The following is a 22481-nucleotide window of genomic DNA, read 5'->3' on the forward strand; positions in this document are numbered from 1 at the left end:
GGTGTCATGGAGCCCCGTCACGGACGTGGACGTGGTGGCCAGCGGGGTCGGTGCGGTGTCGCCCTGGTCGACGGTGGGGGTGGGCGGGGCGGGCGGGTCCGCGCCGGGCGCGCCCTTGGCCGGGCCTCGGGAGCCGGCCCCCCGCCTCACGACCGCCGGGGTGTCGACGATCCCGCCGATCAGATCGAGATGACGGGGCCTCAGCCCACCCGGCTCGTACGACAGGTCGGTCGACTCGGTCGGGGGCGCGGACCGCGTGGGATCGCCCATCAGGCTGGACGTGCCGCCGCGGTGCGGGGCGGCCGGGTCGAGGCCGCTCTCGTCGCGCAGTCCGAGCTGATGGCCGACCTCGTGGGCGAGGTCGGTGTCGGAGATGTCGGCCGGCCACGAGTGGTGGGTGGCCGGGATCCCGTCCGCCGGGTCGGTGAGGGTGACGTCGAGGTGCGCGGTCTCGCCGGGGGCGGCCGGTACGACGGTGACACGCAGCAGACTGCCGTCCCGCAGCCGGTGGCCCGGCGTGTTGAAGACCCGCCCCACCCCGTCCGTCAGCCGCTGGTGCACACCGTCGGCCTGCGACCCGAGGTGCGGGCTGCCGGTGAGCCGGTAGGTGACGGTGAGATCGGTGACGGGCCCACCGTCATGGGTGAACTGCCGTACGGCGAACCCGGCTCGCACCACGTACTGGGTGGGCCTGCCGTCCGCCCCGAGCGGCCGCGACACCGGGTCGACCCAGGTGGTGCTCCGCTCCGAGGGCACCACCGCGGCCCGCGTCTCCGCGTAACTCCCGGGATCCGGCGCGGTGTCGGGAGTCATGGAGGGGGTGAGCACCACGGGCTCGGGAGCAGGGGCGGGCGTGCTGTCCGGCGCCGGTACGGCGGTGGCATCGGAGGAGGAGGTCGTCTCCGTACCCGGTGCCGGGGTGGCAGTACCGGAGTGGGACGGCTGGGTCGCCTCCGGCACGGGAGTCGACTCCGGTACCGAACTGGCCGTAGGGGGCGCGGTGTTGCTGGTGGTGGCGACGGGGGCGGCAAGGTCGGTGCCGGTGTGTGTGCCGGTGCTGGTGCTGGTACCGGATTCAGGCTGGGATGTGCTGTTGCTCTCCGTACCCGAAGTGTCCGTGCTGTCGGTACCGGTGCCGTTCGTGGTGTCCGTGGTGTCCGTGTGGTCGGTGCCCGATCCGGTGCCGTCGGACGTCGTGTCCTCCGGGCGACCCGTGGTCGTGGTACGCGGGTTGCCGCCGCTGTTCGAGGACGTACCGGAGCCGGAACCGGACGTCGGACTCCCCGTGTTCGTCCCCGTCCCGCTCGACGCGGGGGCACCGGAACCGGTCGTGCCCGTGCCCGTGGTCGGCGGTACGACGCCGGTGTTGGACCCGTTCGTCACCGGAACGTCCGTTGAGGGCAACGGAGTCGAGGTGTCCGGGGTATCCGACGTGGTCGAGGTGGTCGAGGTGGTCGAGGTGTCGCTCTGCCGGCCGGTCCCCCGGGCTTCGTCAGTACCGTCCGTCTGGCGACCGTCACCGGTGTTGTGCGGCTGCTGCTGGACCGTCCGCACGGGCGCCGGAGTTCCCGAGTCGGTGGTCGGCGGATTGGTGGCCTGCGAGTCGCCGCCGGTGTCCGAGGTGTCGTTCTGCTGACTGGTGCCCTGTGGCTCGTCGGTGGTGTTCGTGTCGGACCGGTCCGGCGTCCCCGTGGGCGAATGGCTCGTGGTCGTAGGGGTGTTGGACTGCGAACTGCCGCTGCCCGACGTGCTCGTCGTCCCGTGCGGGACGTTGTTCTGGAGGCCTCCCCCGTCGACGTTCACGTCGTCGACGTGGGTGTCGGTGGACTCGGTCGGCGGGTTGTTCGCGGACGTGCGTTGGGGGGTGGTGGTCGTCGACGAACTGCCGCTGTTCGACGTCGTGTTGGCGGGGCTGGGGCCCGACGTGGTCGTCGAGTCGGACGACGGGCCGTTCGCCGAAGAGGTCGAAGAGGTCGAAGAGTCATTGTCCGAGCCGGAATTGGCGTTGGAGTTGGTCTCGTCGTCCGGGATGTCCGCCGTACCCAGGGTGTTCACCTGTGGCGGGGTGGTGAAGTTGAACTTGTTGCCGATCGCGCCCGCGCCCTGGCCCAGGTGGCGTTCGCTCATCGAGCTGAGGCCGGCGCCCAGGAAGGTGTTCAGGGGGTCGATCGGGAAGCCGAAGATGGACGCCGTGGCGATCTCGCCGAGCGTCTCCGCGCCGCCCTCGGTGATGAAGTGCTCGAAGTCCTCGCCGAGTTCGTGCTTGACCTTGTCGCCGAAGCTCTTCGGCTTCGGTGTGGGCGTCGGAGTCGGGGTCGGCGTGATGTGCGGGGTGGGCGTGGTCTTCGGGTTCGGGGTCGGTGTCGGGGTGGGTGTGGTCTTCGGGTTCGGGGTCGGCTTCGGGTTCGGCTTGGTGTTGAGGTCGGGGTTGTCGAACTTGTGGTTGTTGAACTTCTTCCCGTTGCCGCTGATGTCCTTGAACGGGTTGTGGGTGTCGAAGATGTTCTTGAAGTTGTTCTTCAGGCCCTTGCCGAGGTCCGAGAGCAGGCCGTGGAACAGGCCGGTGAACGCGCCGAAGACACCGTCCTGGACGATCTGCGACCAGTCGAACCCGTTGGGCCGGCGGCCCTTGGGCGCGCCGAGCATCATGGCCAGCCGTACCGCGAAGGTCGTGAACGCCTCTTCGATCGCCTCCGTGACGCTCGGCATCAGATGCGTCTTCTTCATCAGCCATTCCATCAGCGTGAGAATGGCGACCCGGCTGCGGGCCTTCGCCACCGCGGCCTGGCTGGAGGCGGAACCCCCGGTGAAGGCGGACAGCACCGCGATGACCAGCAACTCGATGAGCAGCCGCACCAGTTCGGCGATGATCTGCCACTTCGACTCCATGATGTCCATGGAGGACTTGGTGCGGGACTGCCCGATGGTGTCGAGCTGGTCGGCGAAGTCCCGCAGGTAGTTGACGCCGCCGCTGTCCAGGAACATGTGCATCGCCCGCACATAGTTGTTCCCGACCTGCGGCGGCAGCGCGCGCCCGACCCCACCGGCGGTCTGCTCGATCAGGTCCGAGAGGTCACGCATACGCCGGCCCAGCCGCTGGTACGGCTTGCCGTTGGCGTAGGCCATGTCCTCGTCGGCCTGGAGGAGCTTCTCGCCGATGAGCACGAACAGGAGGTTGTTCAGCTGGGGCGACGCGTGGATGGTCATCAGGGGCGGTCCGCCGCGTCAGTGTTTTCCGTTGTGCGAACCGGTGTTGGTGTCGCCCGAGTTGATGCTGGAGTCGTGGATGGCGTCGAGGACGCCGTTCTGGGTGCCGAGCACGCTCTTGAGGTTGGTGAGGGTGCCGTCACCGATGCTGACGATCGCCTCGGAGAGGGACGAGCCGGTCTTGATGGAGCCCTCCCGCTGTTCCTTCTCCTGCGGCCGCATCTGCTTCGCGTAGCTGTCGTTGTGTCCGGGCCAGCCGGAGGTGGACGACACATCGGTGATGAACTCGTTGATCATCTCGTTGGCCAGCCGGCTGATCTGCTCGATCTGCCGGGTGCCGGCGACGAGCGCGGGCGGGGTGGCGGAGTAGGCGTTCGAAGCCATCGTCTTCTCAGTCCTCCGGGTCTTCGCTGATCTCGTCGCGGAGCCGGCCGGCCCCGCGTCGTCGGCCGCCCTTGGGGCCCTCCAGGACACCGGGTCCGAAGATCTTGTTCCAGTCGACGTCGAAGCCGGTGATCTCGGGTGCCTCGGGGCTGGCCTTGGTGAAGGGCTCGAAGGTGGCCATGACGTGCCGGGCCATCCGGGCCCGGGCCTCCTGCACCGCCTCCAGCACGCTCGCGGCGAGCTGACCGGCGGGCATCGTGCGGTACTTGTCGTCCAGGAAGGTCAGCGCGCGCAGGTCGCCCTGCGCGCTGACGGTCGCCTCGACGGCGCGGTCCGCGGAGCGCACCGTGCTCTCGGCGTGGGCGAGTTCGCCCTCGGCACGGGCCACGGCGGCCTCGGTGGCCTCCAGTTCGGCCATCGCCTTGGCCAGCCGCTGCTCGATCGACTCGCTGCTCATCGCCCGATCACCGCCGGTGAACCGCCCTCGTCGGTGCCCCAGACGTCCTCGTCCTCGGTGAGCCAGGCATCGCGGGCCCGGTCGCCGCTCTCCGTGGAACGGCCGTTCTGGCCCGCGCCGTTGCTGCCGGGGCCGCCCACCGGATAGGGGGCGCTGGAGGTGGTGGGCCGGGTGTACACGACGTCCTCGTCCTCGTCCACGGAGCTCGCCCGGTTGGTCCGGCCGCGCCGGGTGGAGCCGTTGGACGGGTCGGTGAGGACGGCCCGGGTGCGCTCGGTGTTGCCGCCCTGCCCGCCGCCCGCGCCTCCCATACCGCCGCCCATGCCTCCCATGCCGCCCATCCCCATCGGGTTGAGCGGGGTGCCGCCCGACGCGCTCTGCTCGCCGGTGGAGGCGGCGGCGAGGGTGCTGCTGTCGAGGGCGTCGGAGCGCAGCGGGCCGCCGGTGTAGGGGGTGCTGTCGTAGTCGTCGTAGCCGCTGTCGAGGCCCGAATCCAGGCCGCCGCCGGACGTGTTGAGGCTGCCGCCGCCGAGTCCGCCGCTGTTGAGGCCGGTGGTGTTCAGGCCGCTGGTGTCGAGGCTGCTGCCGTTGTTCAGCCCGCTCGTGTCGATGCCACTCGTGTCGATGGTGCTGCCGTTGAGGCCGCTGGTGTCGATCGAGGACGAGGGGAGGCCGCTGCCGTCGATGTCGGTGGTGGTCGTGTGGCCCGAGGGGTCGGTGGTGGTGAGCGCGCCGGTGTCCGGGTTGAGCGTCTGGACGGAGCCGTCCGGGAACTTCGTGGTGAGCGTGCCGTCGTTGTTGAGCGTGGTGGTGGAGCCGTCCGGGTTGGTGAAGGTGTCGCCCGGGTTGAGGTGCGTGGTGGTGACGTGGCCCGAGGGGTCGGTGACCGAGACCTGACCGGTGTCCGGGTTGAACGTCTCGGTGGAGCCGTCCGGGAAGTGGGTGGTCAGCGAGCCGTCGGCGTTGAGCTGGGCCGTCGAGCCGTCCGGGGTGGTGAAGGAGCCGGCGGTCGGGTTGAGCTGCGACAGGGAGGTGGTGCCGTCCGGGTTGAGCGTGCTGACCTGGCCGGTGGTCGGGTCGAGGGTCTGGCTGGTGCCGTCCGGGAACTTCGTGGTGAGGGTGCCGTCGTCGTTCAGGGTGGTGGTCGAGCCGTCCGGGTTGGTGATGGTGGTGCCCGGGTTGAGCTGGGAGACCGAGGTGGTGCCGTCCGGGTTGGTGGTGGTGACCAGGCCGGTCGACGGGTCGATGGTCTGGGTGGAGCCGTCCGGGAACGTGGTGGTGAGGGTGCCGTCGCCGTTGAGCTGGGTGGTGCCCCCGGTCGGGGAGTTGAGGGTGGTCGAGCCGTTCTTGGTGGTGTCGTTGCCGTTCAGGAGCGAGGGGTTGAGGGTGCTCAGCGCGGCGTTGGCGAGGTCGGTCGGGTTGTTGTTGCCGCCCGAACCGTCGCCGTTCAGCAGGCTGTTGGTGTTGAGGTCGTCGAGCCCGCTGCCGACGTTGTTCAGGCTGTTGCCGAGATCGTCGTTCAGGTTGTTGAGGCTCGAGTTCAGGCCGTCGCCGATGTTGTTGAGGCTGTCGTTCAGGTTGGTGTTGAGGTTCGTGCCGAGGTTGTTGAGGCCGTCGCCGAGGTTGTTGAGGTTGTCGTTCAGGCCGTCGTTGAGGTTGTTGAGGTTGTCCCCGAGGTTGTTGAGGTTGTCGTTCAGGTTGTCGTTGAGGTTGTTGAAGTTGTCGCCGAGATTGTTGAGGTTGTTACCAAGGTTGTTCAGGTTGTCGTTGAGCTTGTCGTTGTTCTCCTTCGCCTCCTCCTCGGCGATCTCGTTCTCCTCCTTCTGGAGGACCTCGGAGAGCGTCTCGGTGTTCTTGTTCTTGACCTCTTGGGCGAAGGCGTCCTCGACATCGGCCCACGCGTTCTTCACCGCGCTCAGCGCGTCGATGGACGGCTGCTTGAGCTTCGCGTCCGCGTGGTCCGACCAGCTCTTGACGGCGGCGTCGGCGACCTTCTGCCAGGTGGTGTGCTCGGTGAGGTTGCCGTACTCGGGGACGTTCTGCTTGAAGTTGGCGTCGGTGGAATAGGTCGTGCCACCGCCGCCCTCGGTGACGTAGGTCTCCTCGAGCACGTGGTTGATGTTGTTGTTGATGACCCACTGGCTGATCCCGTCGAGGATCTTCTTCACGTGGTAGTGCGGGTCGTGCTGGCCGTCCGAGGCCCAGTCGGTCCACGCGGCCTGGATGGCGGTGACCGCGTCCTTCAGCGCCTTCTGCGCGGCGGCGAGCGCGTCGCTCAGCTTCGACTGCGGGACGGTGCCGCCGAGGGTGGTGTTGGTCGGCGTGTAGTCCCGGCCGCCCAACTGCGAGACGTAGCCGTCGTAGTTGGTCTTCAGCTCGTTCAGCAGATGCCAGAAGAGGCTGGCCGCCTTGCCCTTCCAGGCCGCCTGGTCCTCGCCGAGCGAGGTCATCCACTGGTTGACGGTGTCCGAGTGGTCCTTGAAGAACTGCACCACCCGGTCGAAGGACTGTCCGGTGCGCTCGAAGGAGAGCATGTCGACGGCGTTGTCGTCGGTGACCGACAGTCCGCTGTAGGAGAAGCCCTGCGTCGAGTACGGCGACGACAGCAGATGGTCGAGGACCAGCTTGCTGCCCGAGATGTACTGCGCCATCGGCCCCGAGTCCCACTGGACGTGCGAGTACGAGCCCTCGAACGCGCCGCCGCCGGTGGTCTCGCCGCCGCTCCAGAGCGTGGCGCGGCCGTTCCCGTCGACGGTGACGCCGATCATCACGATCCGGGCCTTCTTCATGCTCACGCTGTCGTGCGCGCCGTCCCCGCCGGCGTCGTAGAAGGCCAGGTCGTAGTCCTCGCCCTTGTTGACCTGCCACCCGCCGATCGCCGAGTAGTCGGCGGCGGTCACGGCCCGGATGTCCATGCCCTTGATGTCCATCCGGAACAGCTTGAGGTCGCCGAAGTCGTCGTTCGCCGAGCTGCTCAGCTTGTTGAACAGCGTCGACCTGGGCGGGATCGTGTAACCGGTGAAGTCGGTGACGGCCTGGGCGAAATAGTCGTCCGGGTCGTAGCCGGCGGTCCCGGTGGTGCTGTCGGCCATGGGGCGGAACTCCGCTGCGGAGGAGGGGTGGGGGCGGGGACGGGGTGGGGGGGGTCCGAGGTGCGGGGCCCGGGGTCCGGCGGGAGCCGGCGGGCCGCTCGGCCGGCCTCAGCTCTTGGAGCTGGTGCCGCCCATGTCGCCGTCGACGGTGTCGAAGATGTCCAGCAGCTTCTCGCCGTCGATCGCGTCGAGGCTGTCGCCCTGGTTCTTCAGCAGGGTGGTGATCGTCTCGTCCAGCGCGGAGTCGATGTCGTCGAAGAGCGTCTTGTGGTCGGTGAGGATCTTGTCGAGCGCGGTCGCCTGGGTCTTGAGCGCCTCCACCAGCGTGGAGCCGCCGACCGGGTCCTTGCTGTCGCCGCCGTTCATCAGGCCGATGCGCAGGATCTTGGCGAGGCCCGCGGCGGAGCCGGCACCGGTCTCGGCGAGCAGGTTCTTCAGGGACCGGACGCCCGCCGGGTTGTCCTTGCGGATGGCCAGCAGATCGCTGATGAAGTCGGCGACGTCGGTGTTCTTGAAGTTCTTCAGCGCGGTCGAGTCGAGGTGGGTCAGATCAGCCATGGGTGCCTCCGCGGGCGGAACGCGCCGGGCCCGGTGTACGGCCCGGCGACGGAACGGGAAGGTGCCTGGACCGCACCGACCGCGAGGAGACCGGCCGGTGCGGTGGAGCCGAGCGGCTCAGCGGCCGATGGTGACCTCGGACCACATCTGGCTGAGGGAGTTCTCGCTGTACTTGTAGCTGTTGGAGATCTCGTTGAGGAGCTGCGAGTGCGAGGTCAGCAGCGTCTCCATGTTCTGTACGGCGCCGTCCCAGGCCGCCTGCTTCTGGCGGTAGGTGTCGGCGTCGTTGCCGTACCAGGTCTTGGACAGCTCGCTGAGTTCGGCTTCGAGGTTGGACAGCGTCTGCGCGATCGCCTTGGTCTGCGCCACCATGTCGTCCGCGGCGTTCGACATGTGGTTGTAGCTGACGTAGATGACACCGTCGGTCAGGTTGTCTGCCACAGCTTGCCTCTCTTACGCGATGGGGGGATTCGGACGTGGACGCGAGGTCAGCCGGCGAGCTGGTCGAAGGCCGACTGGGCCGCGTTGTACGCCTGGTTGATGGAGTCGTTCGAGGAACCCTGGGTCTTGTTGTGTTCCACGAGGCTCTGGTTCAGCCGGTCGATGACGTCCTCGAGGTTCTTGAGGATGACGTTGCACTGGTCGTCCCACTGTGTGAGGAGCTGGCCGTACTGACCGCCGTCGCTGCCCTGGTAGCCGCTGCCCAGGGTGGAACGGGTGCTGTCGACGTCCTGACGGATCTTCACGATGCCGCTGAAGGCGCTCTCCAGGGCCTGGATTCCGTTCCGGGTCGAGCCTTCGCTTGACTGCTGGCCATCTCCAGCCATCGTCCCACCTTTCATCAGTCGATCTACAGTACGAGTACAACTGAGCCTAGATTGACGGAAGTTGCGACGGCAACGAACTGAGGAAGATCTGAGGTTGCCATTGGGTTCCCGTCAAATGCTTTTACTGCTAGGCAACTTGACCGGAACACGCGACTCCGCGGATTCCGGTTCTGGATCCGTTCCAGTTTGGCGTGAACACGATCTCGATCGGCGAGAATTCGTCAGTTCGCCGCCGCGGAGAGCGAGTTGGAACTCACACCCGACTGCGGCACCCCGGCCCCACCGCTCGGCGGGACGCGCCCGGCGATCGCGGCCGGACCCGAACCGGTCCCGCCGGGCGCCGATCCGCCGGTCCCGCACTGCGCCGCCGCGCCCGGTGCCTGTGCCGCCCCGCCCGAGTCCGAGGCGGCGGCCCGGGCGCTGAGCTCCGGCCCGGTCGGCAGCATCGACAGCAGCGTGGACGGCACCCGTACCGGGGTCGCGCCGTCGTAGCCGAGGGCGGCGAGCGCGCTGGAGTCCGGGATGCGGTACTTCACTCCGTCGTCGCCGACCAGGAACGTGGTGTCGCCGACCGTCTCGCCCGCCGCGCCCAACGCCCGTACCAGCGTGCCGTGTCCGGGCCTGGCCACCACCCGGTCCACCGGCACGCAGGCGGCGGTCAGCGCCGTCGGGTCGGCCTGTGCCGCCGGGGACAGCGCGGTCTCGGCGACCCGTACCGAGGTCACCCGCACCTGCCCGCCGGCCGGGTCGACCTGGGCGCACACCGACTCCCCCGCCGCGAGCGCCAGCGCGCTGGGCGGGCTGTCCGGCAGTCCGGCGACCGAGGGGTCCGTGCCCGCCGTTCCCGGTGCCTGGTGGGCCCGCAGGTCGGAGACGTCGATCGTGACGACGTTCGGGGCCCCGCCGTCGTAGGCCTCCTTGCGGGTGTCCGGATCGCCGAGGAGCAGTGCCGACTGGGTGTCGGTCACCGGGTGCAGGCCGTCCTTCTGGAGGAGGTACTCCTGGTTCCCGGAGCCCGCCACCACGCGGAAGACCTGGCCGATCCGGGTGGCCCGGCCGCCGAGTTCGGGTCCTGCCGTGCCGCGGCCGTCGACCTTCGGGGTGGCCAGGTCGGGGCCGGTCACCAGGGCGTCCAGGAAGGCCGCCGAGACCGGGCGGGGGGTCACGGGCGCGTAGCCGAGGGACTCCGCCGCGCCCGAGTTCTCGTCCAGTTCCAGCCGGCTGCCCTGCCACACCAGGTAGGTGTGCTTGTCCGGGCCCTTCACCACCAGCGCCGACTGCGCGCCGACCGCGGCCGTCTCCACCGGGGCGCCCGGCACGAGGGTGGTCTGCGCGCCGGAGCCCGTGGAGCAGACCTCCCACGGCGAGGACTCCAACTCCCCTGTCGACGGTACGGAGTCGGGGGCGCCGGTGATGCCGACCGGCCGGCCGACCGGGGTGCCCGCGAGCGACGCCGAGCCGACCGAGGTGGTCTTCAGGTCGGAGCCGCCGATCAGCACGGCCGAGGCGTAGTTGCGCACCGGGCGCAGCCTGCCGTCGGCGTACAGATAGCGGGCGCCGGTGTCCTTGTTGACGATCAGGGTGTCGCCGCTGCGCCAGGCGTCGTTGCCGCCGGGCTTGAGCAGCCCGAACACCAGCGCCCCGCCGCAGAACAGCACACCGACGATCAAGCCGACGAGGGCGCCCCGGCTGGTACGGCCCAGCGGGCTCTCCGGTGCGTCCGGGTCGGCCAGCAGCATGCCCGAGGTCAGGCGGCCCATCATGAACGTGTGCGCTTGCACCTGGTCGCGCTTCGACCGCACGCTTTCCTCCTGCTCGGTCGTTCAGGTTCCGGTCGGGTCGGCTCTCGCGGGCGGTCAGCCGAAAATGCCGCGGAGGGTGCCGAAGACACCCAGCAGCCACAGGGTCAGCGGCAGCAGGGCGATCGCCAGCAGGGAGTGCAGGATCTCCGCCGCGCGGCCCCAGTACGGGACCAGACGCCGGCCCGGTACGGTCCACACCGCGACCGTGAGCGCCGCCGCCACCGCGAGCAGCCCGGCGACCAGCAGCGTCCGCTCGGTGCCGGACAGGCGCAGCCCCCAGCCGAACGCCAGGAGCAACAGGCCCCACGCGCCCGGGAGTACGAGCACCAGCCGCTGGGCCGTGTTGACCAGGCCCCGGCCGTGCAGGAGCAGCAGCAGCGACAGGACCAGCGCGACCAGCAGCGCCGGGAGGCTCGGGCGGCGGGCCAGGGCGACCAGGCAGGCCGACGAGAGCACGCCCGTCGCGCCGTACAGCGCGGTCATCCACTCGCCGGCCAGCTCGGTGCGGACCGTCACGTCGGTGCCCCGGTAGGGCTCGATGCCCTCCTGCAACTGCTCCGGGTTGGTCGGCAGCGGGGGCATCCGCATCCCGGCGAACTTGAACGACAGCGAGGGCACCAGGCCCCCGAGCAGCACCGTCAGCGCTGCGACCACCCCGGCCGCCGCCGCCACGCGCACGTCGAACACGGTCATCAGAACGCCGCCCACCGCCGTCGCGAACGCCACCAGCGCCGAGGCCAGGAACAGGGGCGTACGCGCCGCGGAGGCCGCGAGGGCCAGCACCGCGCCGCCCGCCCAGGCCGCCGCCGCCCCCAACAGCCGTGCCCCCAGCACCTGGTGGGCCTGCGGACCGCTCAGCTCACCGCCCGGCACCAGCCAGCCCGCGAGCGCCAGCGCCGGTGACGCCAGCAGGCCCAGGACCGCACCGGTCGCCGGATCGTCCACGGCCCGGCTCGCCGACGCGGCCCCGGCCAGGAGCAGCAGACCCGTCCCTACGGCGGTGGCCGCACGCAGCGACGCCGGGGCGCCCGGCAGGGCCAGCAGGACCAGACCGGCCAGTACCGCCACCGCGACCAGGCCGCGCAGCAGCCGCCGCGCCGCCTCCGGACTCCAGCCGTGCAGCCGGTCCCGGGTGACTGCGGCGATGCCGTCGACCAGGTCGTCGAGGCGGACTTCGGGCAACGCCTCGGTGCGCGGCCGGAGATGGAGCGCCTCGCCGTCGGTCAGGTCGAGGGAGGCGAGGGTCGCCTCCTCGTCGAGCGGCCGGCCGCCGAGGCGCTGGAGTATCCAGCCGTCGTGTTCGAGACCGGTCTCCTCGGCCTCCTCCCCCGCGTACCGCAGCACTGTGGGCAGCAGGTCGGCGACCGGCACGTCGGACGGCACGGCGAGGTCGATGGTGCGGGCCGGGGCGCGCACGGTCAGATGGCACAGTCCGGTCACGGAAGTGTCGGTCATACCGGGGCTCACGTCTCCTGGACATCGAAACGGGGGCACGCGGCGCGGCGTGCGGGGTGGGGGGAGCAGGGTGCTGGTGATGCGAGGGGGGTGACATGGACGTACGGAGTTGACGGGGTGCACACTACTGACACTCCCTACGACCCGTGTCAACGGGAGCCCCCACGAACGGTGTTGACAGCATCCTCCACCGTGAAAGTGCCGAGGCCTGATCCGGTGCACGCCCCCCACGTACCGCCGCGGTGCGCGAAGTCCGTTAGGAGCCCCAAGCGTTGAGCGTGGTCCTGTTCCGTCGTCCGGCCCGCCGTCGCGGACCCGACATGCCCGCCGGCGAGTTGGTCCTCCAGGAGCCGCCGACTCTCATGGAGACCGTCCCGGACACGTCCGCGGTGTGGACGTATCTGCCGATGGCGATGATGTCGGTCTCGATGATGATGATGTTCATGCGGTCGGGCGGTCAGTCCAGCGGCATCTTCATGTACCTCGCGCTCGGCATGATGGTGATGGCCGCCGGCGCGATGATGGTCGGTCAGGTGATGCGCAAGGCCGGCGACCGCAAGCAGCGGCTGCGGGGTGAACGCCGGGACTATCTGCGCTACTTGGCGCAGAGCCGGCGTACCGTGCAGCGGGCCGTGGTCGAGCAGCAGCTCGCGCTGGCCTGGCGGCATCCCGAGCCCCGGGTGCTGCGCACCATGGTCCGCACCACGCGGCTGTGGGAACGCCGGGTCAAGGACGACGACTTCGGCGAGGTGCGGATCGCGGTCGGCGACCAGCAGCTCGCCATGCGGCTGACTCCCGTCTCCAGCAAGCCGGTTGAGGACCTCGAACCGCTGTGCGCGCACGCGCTGCGCCGTTTCATCCGGGCCTACAGCACCGTTCCCGGCCAGCCCATCGCGCTGTATCTGCGGTCCTGGTCAAGGGTGTTGGTCCGCGGCGACCGGGACGCGAGCCGCGGGATGGTGCGCGCCGCGCTGGCCCAACTGGCCCTGTTCCACCCGCCGGAGGAGCTGTGGATAGCGGTCTGCGCGGCCGACGAGGTGCGCGCGGAGTGGGAGTGGGTGAAGTGGCTGCCGCACAATCACCACCCCCAAGAGACCGACGGCGCCGGGCCGTTGCGCATGGTGGCCTCGGCCTTCACCGATCTGGAGGACCAGCTCGGCAGCGAGTTCTCCGAGCGGCCCGCGTTCGACCCGGACGCGGTGCCCGGCCGTGACGAGCCGCTGGTGGTGGTCGTGGTGGACGGCGCGGCGATCCCGTCCGGCCACCGTTTCGACGGACCCGGCTACCGCAACGCGATCGTCCTCGACCTCTCCGACTCGCTGACCTGGCGGCCCGGCCGCACCACGCTGCGCCTGGACGTGACCCCGGACGCGGTCGCGCTGGTGCGCACCGACCGCAGCCGCAAGGAGCAGACCACGGTCCTCGGCCGCCCCGACCGGGTGGGTCCGGTGGCCGCCGAGTCGCTGGCCCGGCTGATCGCGCCGTACCGGATGAGCCTGTCCTCCGACGCGGTCGAACCGCTGTCCAACGACACCGAGTTGACGACCCTGCTCGGCATAGCCGACCTGCACCGGCTCGACCCCGACACGCTGTGGCGGCGGCACACCGGCTCCGGCCGGCTGCGCGTCCCGGTCGCGGTCGGCGCGGACGGGCGGCCGGTGGAGCTGGACATCAAGGAGTCCGCGCAGGGCGGCATGGGCCCGCACGGCATGCTGATCGGCGCGACCGGTTCCGGCAAGTCCGAGCTGCTGCGCACCCTGGTACTCGGTCTCGCGCTCACGAACTCCTCCGAAACACTCAACTTCGTCCTGGTGGACTTCAAGGGCGGCGCGACCTTCCTCGGCCTCGACGAACTCCCGCACACCTCCGCCGTCATCACCAACCTCGCCGACGAGGCAGCCCTGGTGGAGCGCATGCAGGACGCCCTGCACGGCGAACTCATCCGCCGCCAGGAGCTGTTGAGGTCCGCGGGCAACTACACCTCGGCGCTGGAGTACGAGAAGGCGCGGGCCGGCGGCGCCGAACTCGCCCCGCTGCCCAGCCTGTTCGTCGTCGTCGACGAGTTCAGCGAACTCCTCGCCTCGCACCGGGAGTTCATGGAGCTGTTCGTGATGATCGGCCGCCTCGGCCGGTCGCTGGGCGTACATCTGCTGCTGGCCTCGCAGCGCCTGGACGAGGGCCGTATGCACCAGCTGGAGTCGCACCTGTCGTACCGGATCGGTCTGCGCACCTTCTCCGCGATGGAGTCCCGGGGCGTCCTCGGTGTCCCCGACGCGTACGAACTGCCGTCCCAGCCGGGCAGCGGCTACCTCAAGAGCGGCATCGAGGCCCTCACCCGGTTCCGTGCCGCCTACGTCTCCGGCCCGTACCGCAGGCGCGGCGGTGCCGTCGCGCAGGCCCGGGTCGCCACGCAGGTGGTGCCCTGGTCGACCGGGTACATCGTGCCGCGCGCTCCGGCACCGGCCGCGATCGCGGCCCCGGAGCCCGAGGCGGAGGAGAGCGCCGAGAGCCTGCTCGCGGTGGCGCTCGACCGGCTGCGCGACTCCGGGCCGCCCGCGCACCGCGTGTGGCTGCCGCCGCTGGACACCGCCTCCCCGCTCGACACCCTGCTCGGCGGTCTCGCCGAGGACCCGGACCGCGGTCTTACCGCGTCCCGCTGGACGGGCGCCGGGAAGCTGCGGGTGCCGGTCGGCCTGGTCGACAAGCCCTTCGACCAGCGCCGCGACCCGCTCGTGGTGGACCTCGCCGGGGCGGGCGGCCATGTCGCCGTCGCGGGCGGTTCGCAGAGCGGCAAGTCGACGGTGCTGCGCAGCCTGATCATGGCGCTCGCGCTCACCCACACCCCGCGCGAAGTGCAGTTCTACTGCCTGGACTTCGGCGGCGGCACGCTCTCCCAGCTGACCGGTCTGCCGCACGTCGGCGGAGTCGCGGCCCGCCTCGACACCGAGCGGATCAGCCGTACGGTCGCCGAGGTCACCGCCGTCCTCACCCAGCGGGAGCAGTTCTTCCTCGACAACGGCATCGACTCGATGTCCACCTACCGGCGCCGGCGCGCGGCCGGGGAGTTCCCCGACGAACCGCACGGCGACATCTTCCTGGTGATCGACGGCTGGTCGGCGGTCCGGCAGAACTTCGACCAGTTCATCCCGACGTTCAACCAGATCGCCACCAACGGTCTCAACTACGGCATCCACCTGATCGTCGCGACCGCCCGCTGGCTGGAGCTCACCGCCCCGGTCCGCGACCAGTCCGCGACCCGGCTGGAGCTGCGGCTCGGCGACACGATGGACTCCGTCGTGGACATCCGCAAGGCGAGCGCGGTACCGCAGATCCCCGGCCGGGGTCTGACCGTCGAGACGAAACTCCACTTCCTGTCCGCCCTGCCCCGCGGCGACGGTTCGACTGACCCGGAGACGCTCAGCGAGGGTGTCGCGGACCTCGTGGACCGGATCGCGAGCGCCTGGCACGGGCCGCGCGCCCCGCAGGTCCGGATGCTGCCGCACCGGCTGCCCGCCGCCGAACTCTCCGAGCCGGAACTCGGCGACGGCCAGAGCCTCAAGCTGGCGCTCGGCCAGGACGAGGAGACCCTGGGCACCGTCTGGCACGACTTCTCCCGCACCCCGCACCTGGTCGCCGTCGGCGACACGGAGAGCGGCAAGACCAACCTGCTGCGGCTGGTCGCGGATTCGGTCATCGCCCGCTACACCCCGGCCGAGGCCCGCATCCTGGTCGTCGACTACCGCCGCGGCCTGGTCGACGCGGTCCCCGAGGAGTACCGCCTCGGTCACGCGGTGGCCCTGGAGGCCCTCAAACAACTGGTCGGCGGCTCGGCGAAGGCCCTGCGCACCCGCGTCCCGGGCCAGGAGATCACCCCGGCCCGTATGCGGCAGGCCGACTGGTGGACGGGCCCCCGCCTGTTCGTCCTCGTCGACGACTACGACATGATCGGCGGCGGCACGGTCATGGACCACCCCTTCGCCCCGCTCTTCGAACACCTCGCCCTGGGCCACGAGTTGGGCCTGCACGTGGTGGTCGCCCGCTCGGCGACCGGCGCGGGCCGCGGCCTCAACGACCAGCTCCTGCGCCGCCTCGACGAGGTCAACACCCCCGGCATCCTGATGTCCTGTTCCCCGTCCGAGGGCTACGTCTTCGGCAACGTCAAGCCCCGGGTCCTCCCCCCGGGCCGAGCCCTCCACATCGTCCGCCGCAAGCCGTCACTGATCCAGACGGCGCTGGCGGCGGGGGCGGAGGAGTAACCGAGACGCCGAGCCGACCGGGGCTGGAGCCACATGGACTCCGCCCCGGTCACCGGGTTCTCCGTGGCAGCCCCGGCGACCAGCTCTCCGTAGCGCGCCGGGGCACTTCGCTGTCCAGGGCATCCCGGGCACTCGGCCCTCAGCAGTTTTGCGCTCCCCCGACCGTCCCGCGCCGCGAATCCCCTTCGGCGCAGCCTGTCAACAGCCCCGCGCGGAAAGGCCGTTCGGTGCCGCCCGGTCCGCGAGCGACCCCTCGCCGGGGTGTCACCACCCGGCGATCAGCCCTCCGCGGCTCCGGGTCCTCCGACCCCCGCCGTGACCGCCGTAGCCGTATCGGGCGTGCTGTCCGGAGCTTCCGAGCCGTCCGGCGCCACCGCGTCGTCCGGACGTGACGGGCGCCAGCCCAGACGGCGCCCCCGGGGCAGGACGAGCCCCAGCCACACCACCGCGATGATCACTGCGAGGCCCGCCGAAGCGGGCCAGAGGGCGCGGCGGAGCGGTCCGGCGGCCTTGTCGGCCGGGAGGCGGACCGGGGCGGCGGGGGCGCCGACAGCCGGTGCCGAAGCGCCGGTCAGGACCGACGTGACGGCCGCGTACGGGTCGAGGCGGGGTACGTCGGCCGGGTACGCGGAGCTGCGCAGCAGGCTCGCGGTCTGGGCGGCCGTCAACTCCGGGTGGACGGAGCGCACCAGCGCCGCCGCCCCGGCCACGAAACCGGCGGCCAACGACGCCCCGGAGCCGATGTAATGACCGTTCTTCACGGGGCCGATGCCGACCACACCGTCACCGGGCGCGGCGATGGCGGCGCTGTCGGTCGTGTACGCGCCGGTCGGCCGCTTGCCGTCCACGTCGACGTCGAGGACGGAGAGCACTCCGTCGTCGGCGGCCGGGTAGTAGTCGCGGGCGGGCGGGCTGTCCGTCGCCGAGGTCGCCGTCGCCGGGGTGTCCGGTACGGCGGCGGCGATCACCAGGACGTCCTTCTTCGCGGCCAGCGCGACGGCCGAGCGCAGCGTGGGGGTGTTGGCCGCGAGCGCCGCCGACACCGTCACCACCTTCGCCCCGCCGTCCACGGCGGCCCGGATGCCGTACGCGACCCGCTCGGCGGTGACCGCCCCCCGCTCGTCGCTGCCGCGTACCGCGAGGATGCGCACCTGCTGCGCCACGCCCGCGAACCGCACACCGTCGGCTACGGCGGCGCCGATCAGCCCGGCCACGAAGGTGCCGTGTCCCACGCAGTCGGTCCCGGCGTCGCGGACCGCCGTGACCCGGCCCTTGAGCGTCGGCGCGGAGGTCGAGACCCCGGTGTCGACCACGCCGACGGTCACTCCGGCGCCCGAGGCGAACGGCCAGGTGCGGGTGAGTTGCAGCGAGACCTGTTCCCACGGCAGGTCGGTGGCGCGGACCGACGAGCCCGCCGCGCACGCAGCGTTGGCGTCCAACCGCGTGGACAGGACTGGGAGTCGGACCGTGTTCCCGGCCGCCGCGGCCGACCCGGCGCCGAGTGCGCTCGCGGAAGCGGTCAGCAGCAGCGCCAGAGCGGCGGCGGAGACCTTGCCGTGTGCCGTCGTCATGCGCGGGCCGCCCCGCTGGAGGAGGAGGCACTCGCCGGATCCGCGAGGTCCTCCGGGAGGAGCAGGCGCAGGTCGTCGAGGCTGGGCACGGCGAGCCGGCTGAGGCGGCCCGCCTGGCGGGTCATCATCCGCTCCAGGATCTGGCGGGCGGTGCGCGCGTTGCCGAAGGACCGGTCGCGGGGCAGTGAGTCGAAGTGCTGCCGCAGTACCGGCCCGAGTCCGGCCGCGCACTCGTACCCGAGCTGTACGGCGTGCTCGCGGACGATGGTGACCAGCTCGTCGGAGGAGTAGTCCGCGAACTCGACGCGGCGCGAGAACCGGGAGGACAGACCCGGGTTGGAGGCGAGGAACGTCTCCATCTCCTGGGTGTAGCCCGCGACGATGACGACCACCTTGTCCCGGTGGTCCTCCATCAGCTTCAGCAGGGTGTCCACGGCCTCGCGGCCGAAGTCGGAGCCGGACGCCTCGCGCGGGGTGAGGGTGTACGCCTCGTCGACGAACAGGACACCGCCCAGGGCCCGTTCGAAGACCTCGCGGGTCAACTGCGCGGTGTGGCCCACGTATCGGCCGACGAGATCGGCGCGGGACACCTCGACGAGCTGGCCGCGGGGCAACTCGCCCAGGGAGGCGAGGAGTTCGCCGTAGAGGCGGGCCACGGTGGTCTTGCCGGTGCCGGGCGGGCCGGTGAAGACGAGGTGGTGGCTGAGCCGGGGCACCGGGAGTCCGGCGGCCTCGCGCTGCTTGGCGGTCGACACCAGGTTGACGAGGTCGGTGACGTCCCGCTTCACCGCGTGGAGTCCGACCAGTGCGTCCAGCCTGCTGAGCGCGTCGTCGCCGGGGTCGACGGCGTTCGGGCCGTCGGCGGCCGTGCGGGCCGCCTCCTCGCTGATGTCCTGCGGCAGCAGCAGGGAAAGGTCCTGCTCGGTGACGTCGGTGAGCGCCGAGAGCCGTACGGCCTGGCGGTCCACCATCTCCTCGAACACCTGCCGTGCGGCACGGCCGTTGCCGAACCCGGCGTCCTTCGGTATTCGCTCGAAGTGCACGGCGAGCGCGTGCCGGGTCTCGTCGGCGAGCGCGTACTGGTGGCGTACGCACATGCTCTCCATGATCTCCACCAGCTCGGGCACCGAGTAGTTCTCGAACTCGACGGTCCGTGAGAAACGGGACGCCAGACCGGGGTTGGAGCCGAGGAAGCTGCGCATCTCGTCGGAGTAGCCCGCCGCGACGACGACCACGTCCTCGCGGTGGTCCTCCATCAGCTTCAGCAGCGTGTCGACGGCCTCGCGCCCGAAGTCGGCCCCGGAACCACGGGAGTCGGAGGTGAGGGTGTACGCCTCGTCGACGAACAGGACGCCGCCCAGGGCCCGTTCGAAGGCCTCGGTGGTCTTGATGGCCGTACCGCCGATGACCTGGGCGACCAGGTCGGCACGCGAGACCTCGACCAGGTGCCCGGAGCGCAGGGCGCCCAGTTCGGCGAGGATCGTGCCGTAGAGGCGGGCCACGGTGGTCTTGCCGGTGCCGGGCGGGCCCGCGAAGACGAGATGGCGGCTCATCGGCGGTGCGGACATGCCGAGTTGGGCACGGCGCGCGGCCAGCTGGGTGAGGTTGACGAGGGTGCGGACCTGTTCCTTGACGTTGTCCAGGCCTATCAGGCCCTCCAGCGCGGCCATCGGTCCGTCGGGGCGTCCGGGCCCCTCCGACTCCGGTACGGTGCCCGCCGGGTCGGTGCCCTCGGCCTCGCCGAAGCCCCACGCGTCGCGGGCCTCGTTGCCGGTGCTGGTGAGGTTCTCCACGGCCAGCCGACCACCGGCCTTGGCCTGGACGAGGCCGCCGCCCTTGTTGTCGCGGACCGTGCAGCCCACGACCGAGACCGGGGCCTCGGACTCGACGCGGATGCCGTCACGGTCGTTGCCGGCCGCCTCGCAGCCGTTCAGGGAGGCCCGGCCGCCGTCGCGGACCAGGAAGCCGTGTTCGGCGGAAGCCGCGGTCCGTACCCGGTTGGCCGTCAACTCACCGCCGGTGTCCACGAGTACACCGCAGCCGCCGGCCGAGACCAGCTCACCGTCGCGGAGTGCGGCCGTGCCCTCGCCGCCGATCTCCAGACCGGGGCCGCCGGGGCTGTTGACCCGGAACCCGGCGAGATACACGTTGCCGCCCGCCGCGATCTCCGCGCCCGCGCCGCCCGGTGCCTCCACCGTGCAGTCCTCCACCCGGCCGCGCCCGCCGTCGCGCACGGAGACACCGCTGCCGCCCGCGCCGGTGATGCGGGCGCGCCGTACCAGCGGGTTGGCGTTGCCGCGGATCACCACTCCGGTGCCCTTGACGTCGATGATCTCCACGCGCTCCAGCTCGGCCGCCGCGTCCTCTTCGAGCAGGACACCGTCCGACTCGCCGTCCCGGACGGTCAGCGAGGTCAGCGTGGGCGAGGAGGCCCCGGCCACCCGCAGCGCCGCCATCTGGGCGCCGGTCAGCCAGCAGTCCTCGTAGGTGCCGCGTGAACGGTCCGTCACCAGCAGGCCGTTGCCCGTGGTGCGGGCGGTGCGGCAGCGGCGCAGTACCGGGTCGCTGCCGTGCGAGACGATGATGCCGGGCCCGCTGGAACCGGTGACCCGCACCTCCTCCAGCTCGCAGCGGGCGGAGCTGGTCACATGCACGCCGATGGAGGTGTCGCGGATCACGGTCCGCAGCACCCGGATCGCGCTGCGCTCCTCAAGTGCCAGCGACGGCTTGTCGGTCGATGCCAGATCACAGTCCTCCACGGAGCCCTGCGCGTCGCCGTTGGCGAGCACGCCGTTGCCGCGCGCGTCCCGGATCGTGCAGCCGCGCAGGGTGGCCCGGCCGCGTTCGCCGATCACCACACCGCTGGTGCCGAGGTGTTCGAGGGTGCAGGACTCCAGCGAGCTCTCGGTCGGCGAGGTGACGACGACCCCGGCGCCGGTGCGGTTGGAGACCCGGCACTCGCGCATCGCCAACGAGCCGGAGTTGCGGGCCAGTACGGTCGTCCACGAGGCGCCGGACAGATCGCAGCCCTGCATCGCGACCTGCCCGTGCGAGGCGTCCACGGCGGGCTGTTCCTCGTCGTGACCCTGGACCACCAGGTCGGTCAGCATCACCGCGTCCACGCGCAGCGAGATCACGATGCCCTTGCGCGGGGCCAACCGGACGGTGCCGCGCGCCTGTTCGGCGACGATGGTCACCCGGGTGGTGACGACGAGATTCTCCTCGTACGTCCCCGGACGCACACTCAGCACCGCGCCTCCGCGCGCCCTGGCCAGGGCCTCTCCGATCGTCCGGGCGTCCCCGGTGCCCTCCGGACAGACCGTCAGTACCTGGCGCACTCAGCTGACCTCCTCGTGTCGGCACCTGTCGGTTGCGGCCAACCCCATCATGCCGTACGGCAAATTATGTGCCGTCCGCAACAGCCGTACCAGCGCCGGAGCTTGCGCGTGACGATTGTTAACTCCCGGGAAAGGAACCGCCGTTGGCGCACGTGCGTGTATGCGCGTGAAAGGATTGTCCATACAGACGTACGAAGAACTGCTGGGCGATTGGGGCGGACAGGGCGGATGACAGACCGAACCGGACCGACCGCGAGGAAGACAGCGGCAGAGACCTCGGCAGCGGCCACCCCGGCCGGGGAGACCGTCACCGCGTCGACCTCGGCGACCGAGGAATCCGCGGCGACGAGCACGGCGAGTGCGACACCCAAGTCCCCTTCAGGGGCCGTCAGTTCGGCCGGGACCATCTCCGCGGAGTCCGTGGCGGCGGAGCTGAGCGGACCCGCGACCTCGGCCGCGGAGACCGAGTCGCTCGCCGCTGCGGGCGGCAGCACGGCGGAGCCCGACGGTCCTGCCGGCCCGGAGTCCGCCGCCGCCGGACCGGCGCGGCAGGAGGCCGCCGAGCCCGAGGCACCCGCGATGGCGGTGGCCGCGAGCGTCCCCGAGGGGGACGGACCCACCCCCGGCGACAAGGCGGCAGCGTCCGTCGGCCGACCGGGCCGCCCGCTGCTGGCCGGTGCGGCGGTGCTCGGCGCGCTGCTGATCGCCGTACCGGGGCTGCTGATGAGCCGGGGGGACCGGACGCCGGAGAACCACGACCGGGTCGTCGCCGACCAGGCGGGCACCATCCTCGGCGACGGCGCGACACAGGGCGCCGGGGCGTACGCCTCGTCCGCCCCGTCCATTCCGTCCACTCCGGCGCAGTCCGGCACACCGAAGGTCGCTCAGCCGCACAAGACCTCGACGGGCAGGACGTCCGTCGCGCAGCCGGTGAGCGAGCCGACGGCGGTGAAGACGACCAAGAAACCGGCCGCGGCGGCGAAGCCGACGAAGAAGTCCACCACGACCAAGTCCGGGAGCACCAAGTCCGGTACGAAGTCGGGCTCCACCACGACGTCGAGCTATCCGTCGGACGTCCTCGTCACGGCCACCCGGGTGCTGAGCGCGGGCCAGTCGATCAACGCCAAGAAGGCGCGGCTGCGCATGCAGACCGACGGCAACTTCGTGCTGTACGACGAGAACAACAAGCCGCGTTGGGCCACCATGACCTTCGGCTCCAACTACCACGCGGTCTTCCAGGGGGACGGCAACCTGGTCGTCTACACGTCGAGCAACCAGCCCGTGTGGGCCAGCCAGACCGCCGGCCACAACGGCGCCTACCTCAGGCTCCAGGGCGACGGCAATATGGTGATCTACTCCGGTTCGACGGCGATCTGGGCGAGCAACACCCAGCATTGAGCGACCTGAACTCCCTTTCGGGGGCCCCCCCCACGGGGCGGCGGGGGCCAGGCGGGGGACACACCACAACAGGAGAGTGTTTGTGAGGCGCGGGCGCACGGGGGGGACGGGGACCGCCGAGGCCCCCCCGGGGGGC

The 22481-nt window shown here is 71.0% G+C and carries 13 protein-coding genes (1 of these 13 running past the window's edge); 2 read left to right on the forward strand and 11 right to left on the reverse strand.

Annotated features, from left to right (window positions below):
• The 9 genes from ACFXC1_RS12280 to eccD all read right to left on the reverse strand — a co-directional run.
• On the reverse strand, positions 1-3207 hold the start of the coding sequence (locus ACFXC1_RS12280; protein WP_381241867.1) for a hypothetical protein. 26730 nt of this gene lie to the left of the window's left edge; only the first 3207 of its 29937 coding nucleotides appear in the window; the start codon lies at positions 3205-3207; its stop codon lies off the left edge, out of view.
• An 18-nt stretch (positions 3208-3225) separates the two neighbouring features.
• Positions 3226-3591 (reverse strand): hypothetical protein, encoded by a 366-nt coding sequence (locus ACFXC1_RS12285; RefSeq protein WP_381241868.1) that lies wholly within the window; start codon positions 3589-3591, stop codon positions 3226-3228.
• Positions 3592-3598: 7 nt separating this feature from the next.
• Positions 3599-4048: a YbaB/EbfC family nucleoid-associated protein gene (locus tag ACFXC1_RS12290; RefSeq protein ID WP_381241870.1), complete on the reverse strand. Its 450-nt coding sequence runs from the start codon at positions 4046-4048 to the stop codon at positions 3599-3601.
• Entirely contained in the window at positions 4045-7140 is a 3096-nt protein-coding gene (locus tag ACFXC1_RS12295; protein ID WP_381241871.1) for an AAWKG family protein, read from the reverse strand. The genes ACFXC1_RS12290 and ACFXC1_RS12295 overlap by 4 nt, the downstream gene beginning before the upstream one ends.
• A 108-nt stretch (positions 7141-7248) precedes the next feature.
• On the reverse strand, positions 7249-7698 hold the full coding sequence (locus tag ACFXC1_RS12300) for a type VII secretion system-associated protein (RefSeq protein WP_381241872.1): 450 nt from the start codon (positions 7696-7698) through the stop codon (positions 7249-7251).
• A gap of 117 nt (positions 7699-7815) precedes the next feature.
• Positions 7816-8139: a WXG100 family type VII secretion target gene (locus ACFXC1_RS12305; protein WP_381241874.1), complete on the reverse strand. Its 324-nt coding sequence runs from the start codon at positions 8137-8139 to the stop codon at positions 7816-7818.
• A 47-nt stretch (positions 8140-8186) separates the two neighbouring features.
• Positions 8187-8525: a hypothetical protein gene (locus ACFXC1_RS12310; RefSeq protein WP_093629627.1), complete on the reverse strand. Its 339-nt coding sequence runs from the start codon at positions 8523-8525 to the stop codon at positions 8187-8189.
• Between the two features lie 221 nt (positions 8526-8746).
• Positions 8747-10327 (reverse strand): type VII secretion protein EccB, encoded by a 1581-nt coding sequence (gene eccB, locus ACFXC1_RS12315; protein WP_381241876.1) that lies wholly within the window; start codon positions 10325-10327, stop codon positions 8747-8749.
• A gap of 54 nt (positions 10328-10381) precedes the next feature.
• Positions 10382-11782 (reverse strand): type VII secretion integral membrane protein EccD, encoded by a 1401-nt coding sequence (gene eccD, locus ACFXC1_RS12320; protein WP_381241878.1) that lies wholly within the window; start codon positions 11780-11782, stop codon positions 10382-10384.
• A gap of 320 nt (positions 11783-12102) precedes the next feature.
• Here eccD and eccCa point away from each other — a divergent pair, with 320 nt between their 5' ends.
• Positions 12103-16038, forward strand: coding sequence for a type VII secretion protein EccCa (gene eccCa, locus ACFXC1_RS12325; RefSeq protein ID WP_381241934.1), 3936 nt, complete (start codon positions 12103-12105; stop codon positions 16036-16038).
• Positions 16039-16316: 278 nt separating this feature from the next.
• Here eccCa and ACFXC1_RS12330 read toward each other — a convergent pair whose 3' ends face one another.
• Together ACFXC1_RS12330 and ACFXC1_RS12335 are read right to left on the reverse strand one after the other, a co-directional pair.
• Positions 16317-17609 (reverse strand): S8 family serine peptidase, encoded by a 1293-nt coding sequence (locus ACFXC1_RS12330; protein WP_381241880.1) that lies wholly within the window; start codon positions 17607-17609, stop codon positions 16317-16319.
• Complete coding sequence (locus ACFXC1_RS12335) at positions 17606-20947, reverse strand: right-handed parallel beta-helix repeat-containing protein (RefSeq protein WP_381241882.1); 3342 nt, start codon at positions 20945-20947, stop codon at positions 17606-17608. Before ACFXC1_RS12335 ends, ACFXC1_RS12330 begins: the two co-directional genes overlap by 4 nt.
• A 228-nt stretch (positions 20948-21175) precedes the next feature.
• On the opposite strand from ACFXC1_RS12335, the gene ACFXC1_RS12340 reads away from it, so the two are divergent.
• Positions 21176-22345, forward strand: a complete 1170-nt coding sequence (locus tag ACFXC1_RS12340; protein WP_381241884.1) for a hypothetical protein — start codon at positions 21176-21178, stop codon at positions 22343-22345.
• Positions 22346-22481 lie beyond the last annotated feature (136 nt).

The sequence above is a fragment of the Streptomyces hokutonensis genome, from assembly GCF_042751305.1.
Classification (GTDB): domain Bacteria; phylum Actinomycetota; class Actinomycetes; order Streptomycetales; family Streptomycetaceae; genus Streptomyces; species Streptomyces hokutonensis_A.

Excerpts from the sequence above, each read along its gene's own strand:
- ACFXC1_RS12285 (WP_381241868.1), bottom strand. The coding sequence starts at position 3,591 with ATGGCTTCGAACGCCTACTCCGCCACCCCGCCCGCGCTCGTCGCCGGC.
- ACFXC1_RS12290 (WP_381241870.1), bottom strand. The coding sequence starts at position 4,048 with ATGAGCAGCGAGTCGATCGAGCAGCGGCTGGCCAAGGCGATGGCCGAA.
- ACFXC1_RS12295 (WP_381241871.1), bottom strand. The coding sequence starts at position 7,140 with ATGGCCGACAGCACCACCGGGACCGCCGGCTACGACCCGGACGACTAT.
- ACFXC1_RS12300 (WP_381241872.1), bottom strand. The coding sequence starts at position 7,698 with ATGGCTGATCTGACCCACCTCGACTCGACCGCGCTGAAGAACTTCAAG.
- ACFXC1_RS12310 (WP_093629627.1), bottom strand. The coding sequence starts at position 8,525 with ATGGCTGGAGATGGCCAGCAGTCAAGCGAAGGCTCGACCCGGAACGGA.
- eccD (WP_381241878.1), bottom strand. The coding sequence starts at position 11,782 with ATGACCGACACTTCCGTGACCGGACTGTGCCATCTGACCGTGCGCGCC.
- eccCa (WP_381241934.1), top strand. The coding sequence starts at position 12,103 with ATGCCCGCCGGCGAGTTGGTCCTCCAGGAGCCGCCGACTCTCATGGAG.
- ACFXC1_RS12330 (WP_381241880.1), bottom strand. The coding sequence starts at position 17,609 with ATGACGACGGCACACGGCAAGGTCTCCGCCGCCGCTCTGGCGCTGCTG.
- ACFXC1_RS12340 (WP_381241884.1), top strand. The coding sequence starts at position 21,176 with ATGACAGACCGAACCGGACCGACCGCGAGGAAGACAGCGGCAGAGACC.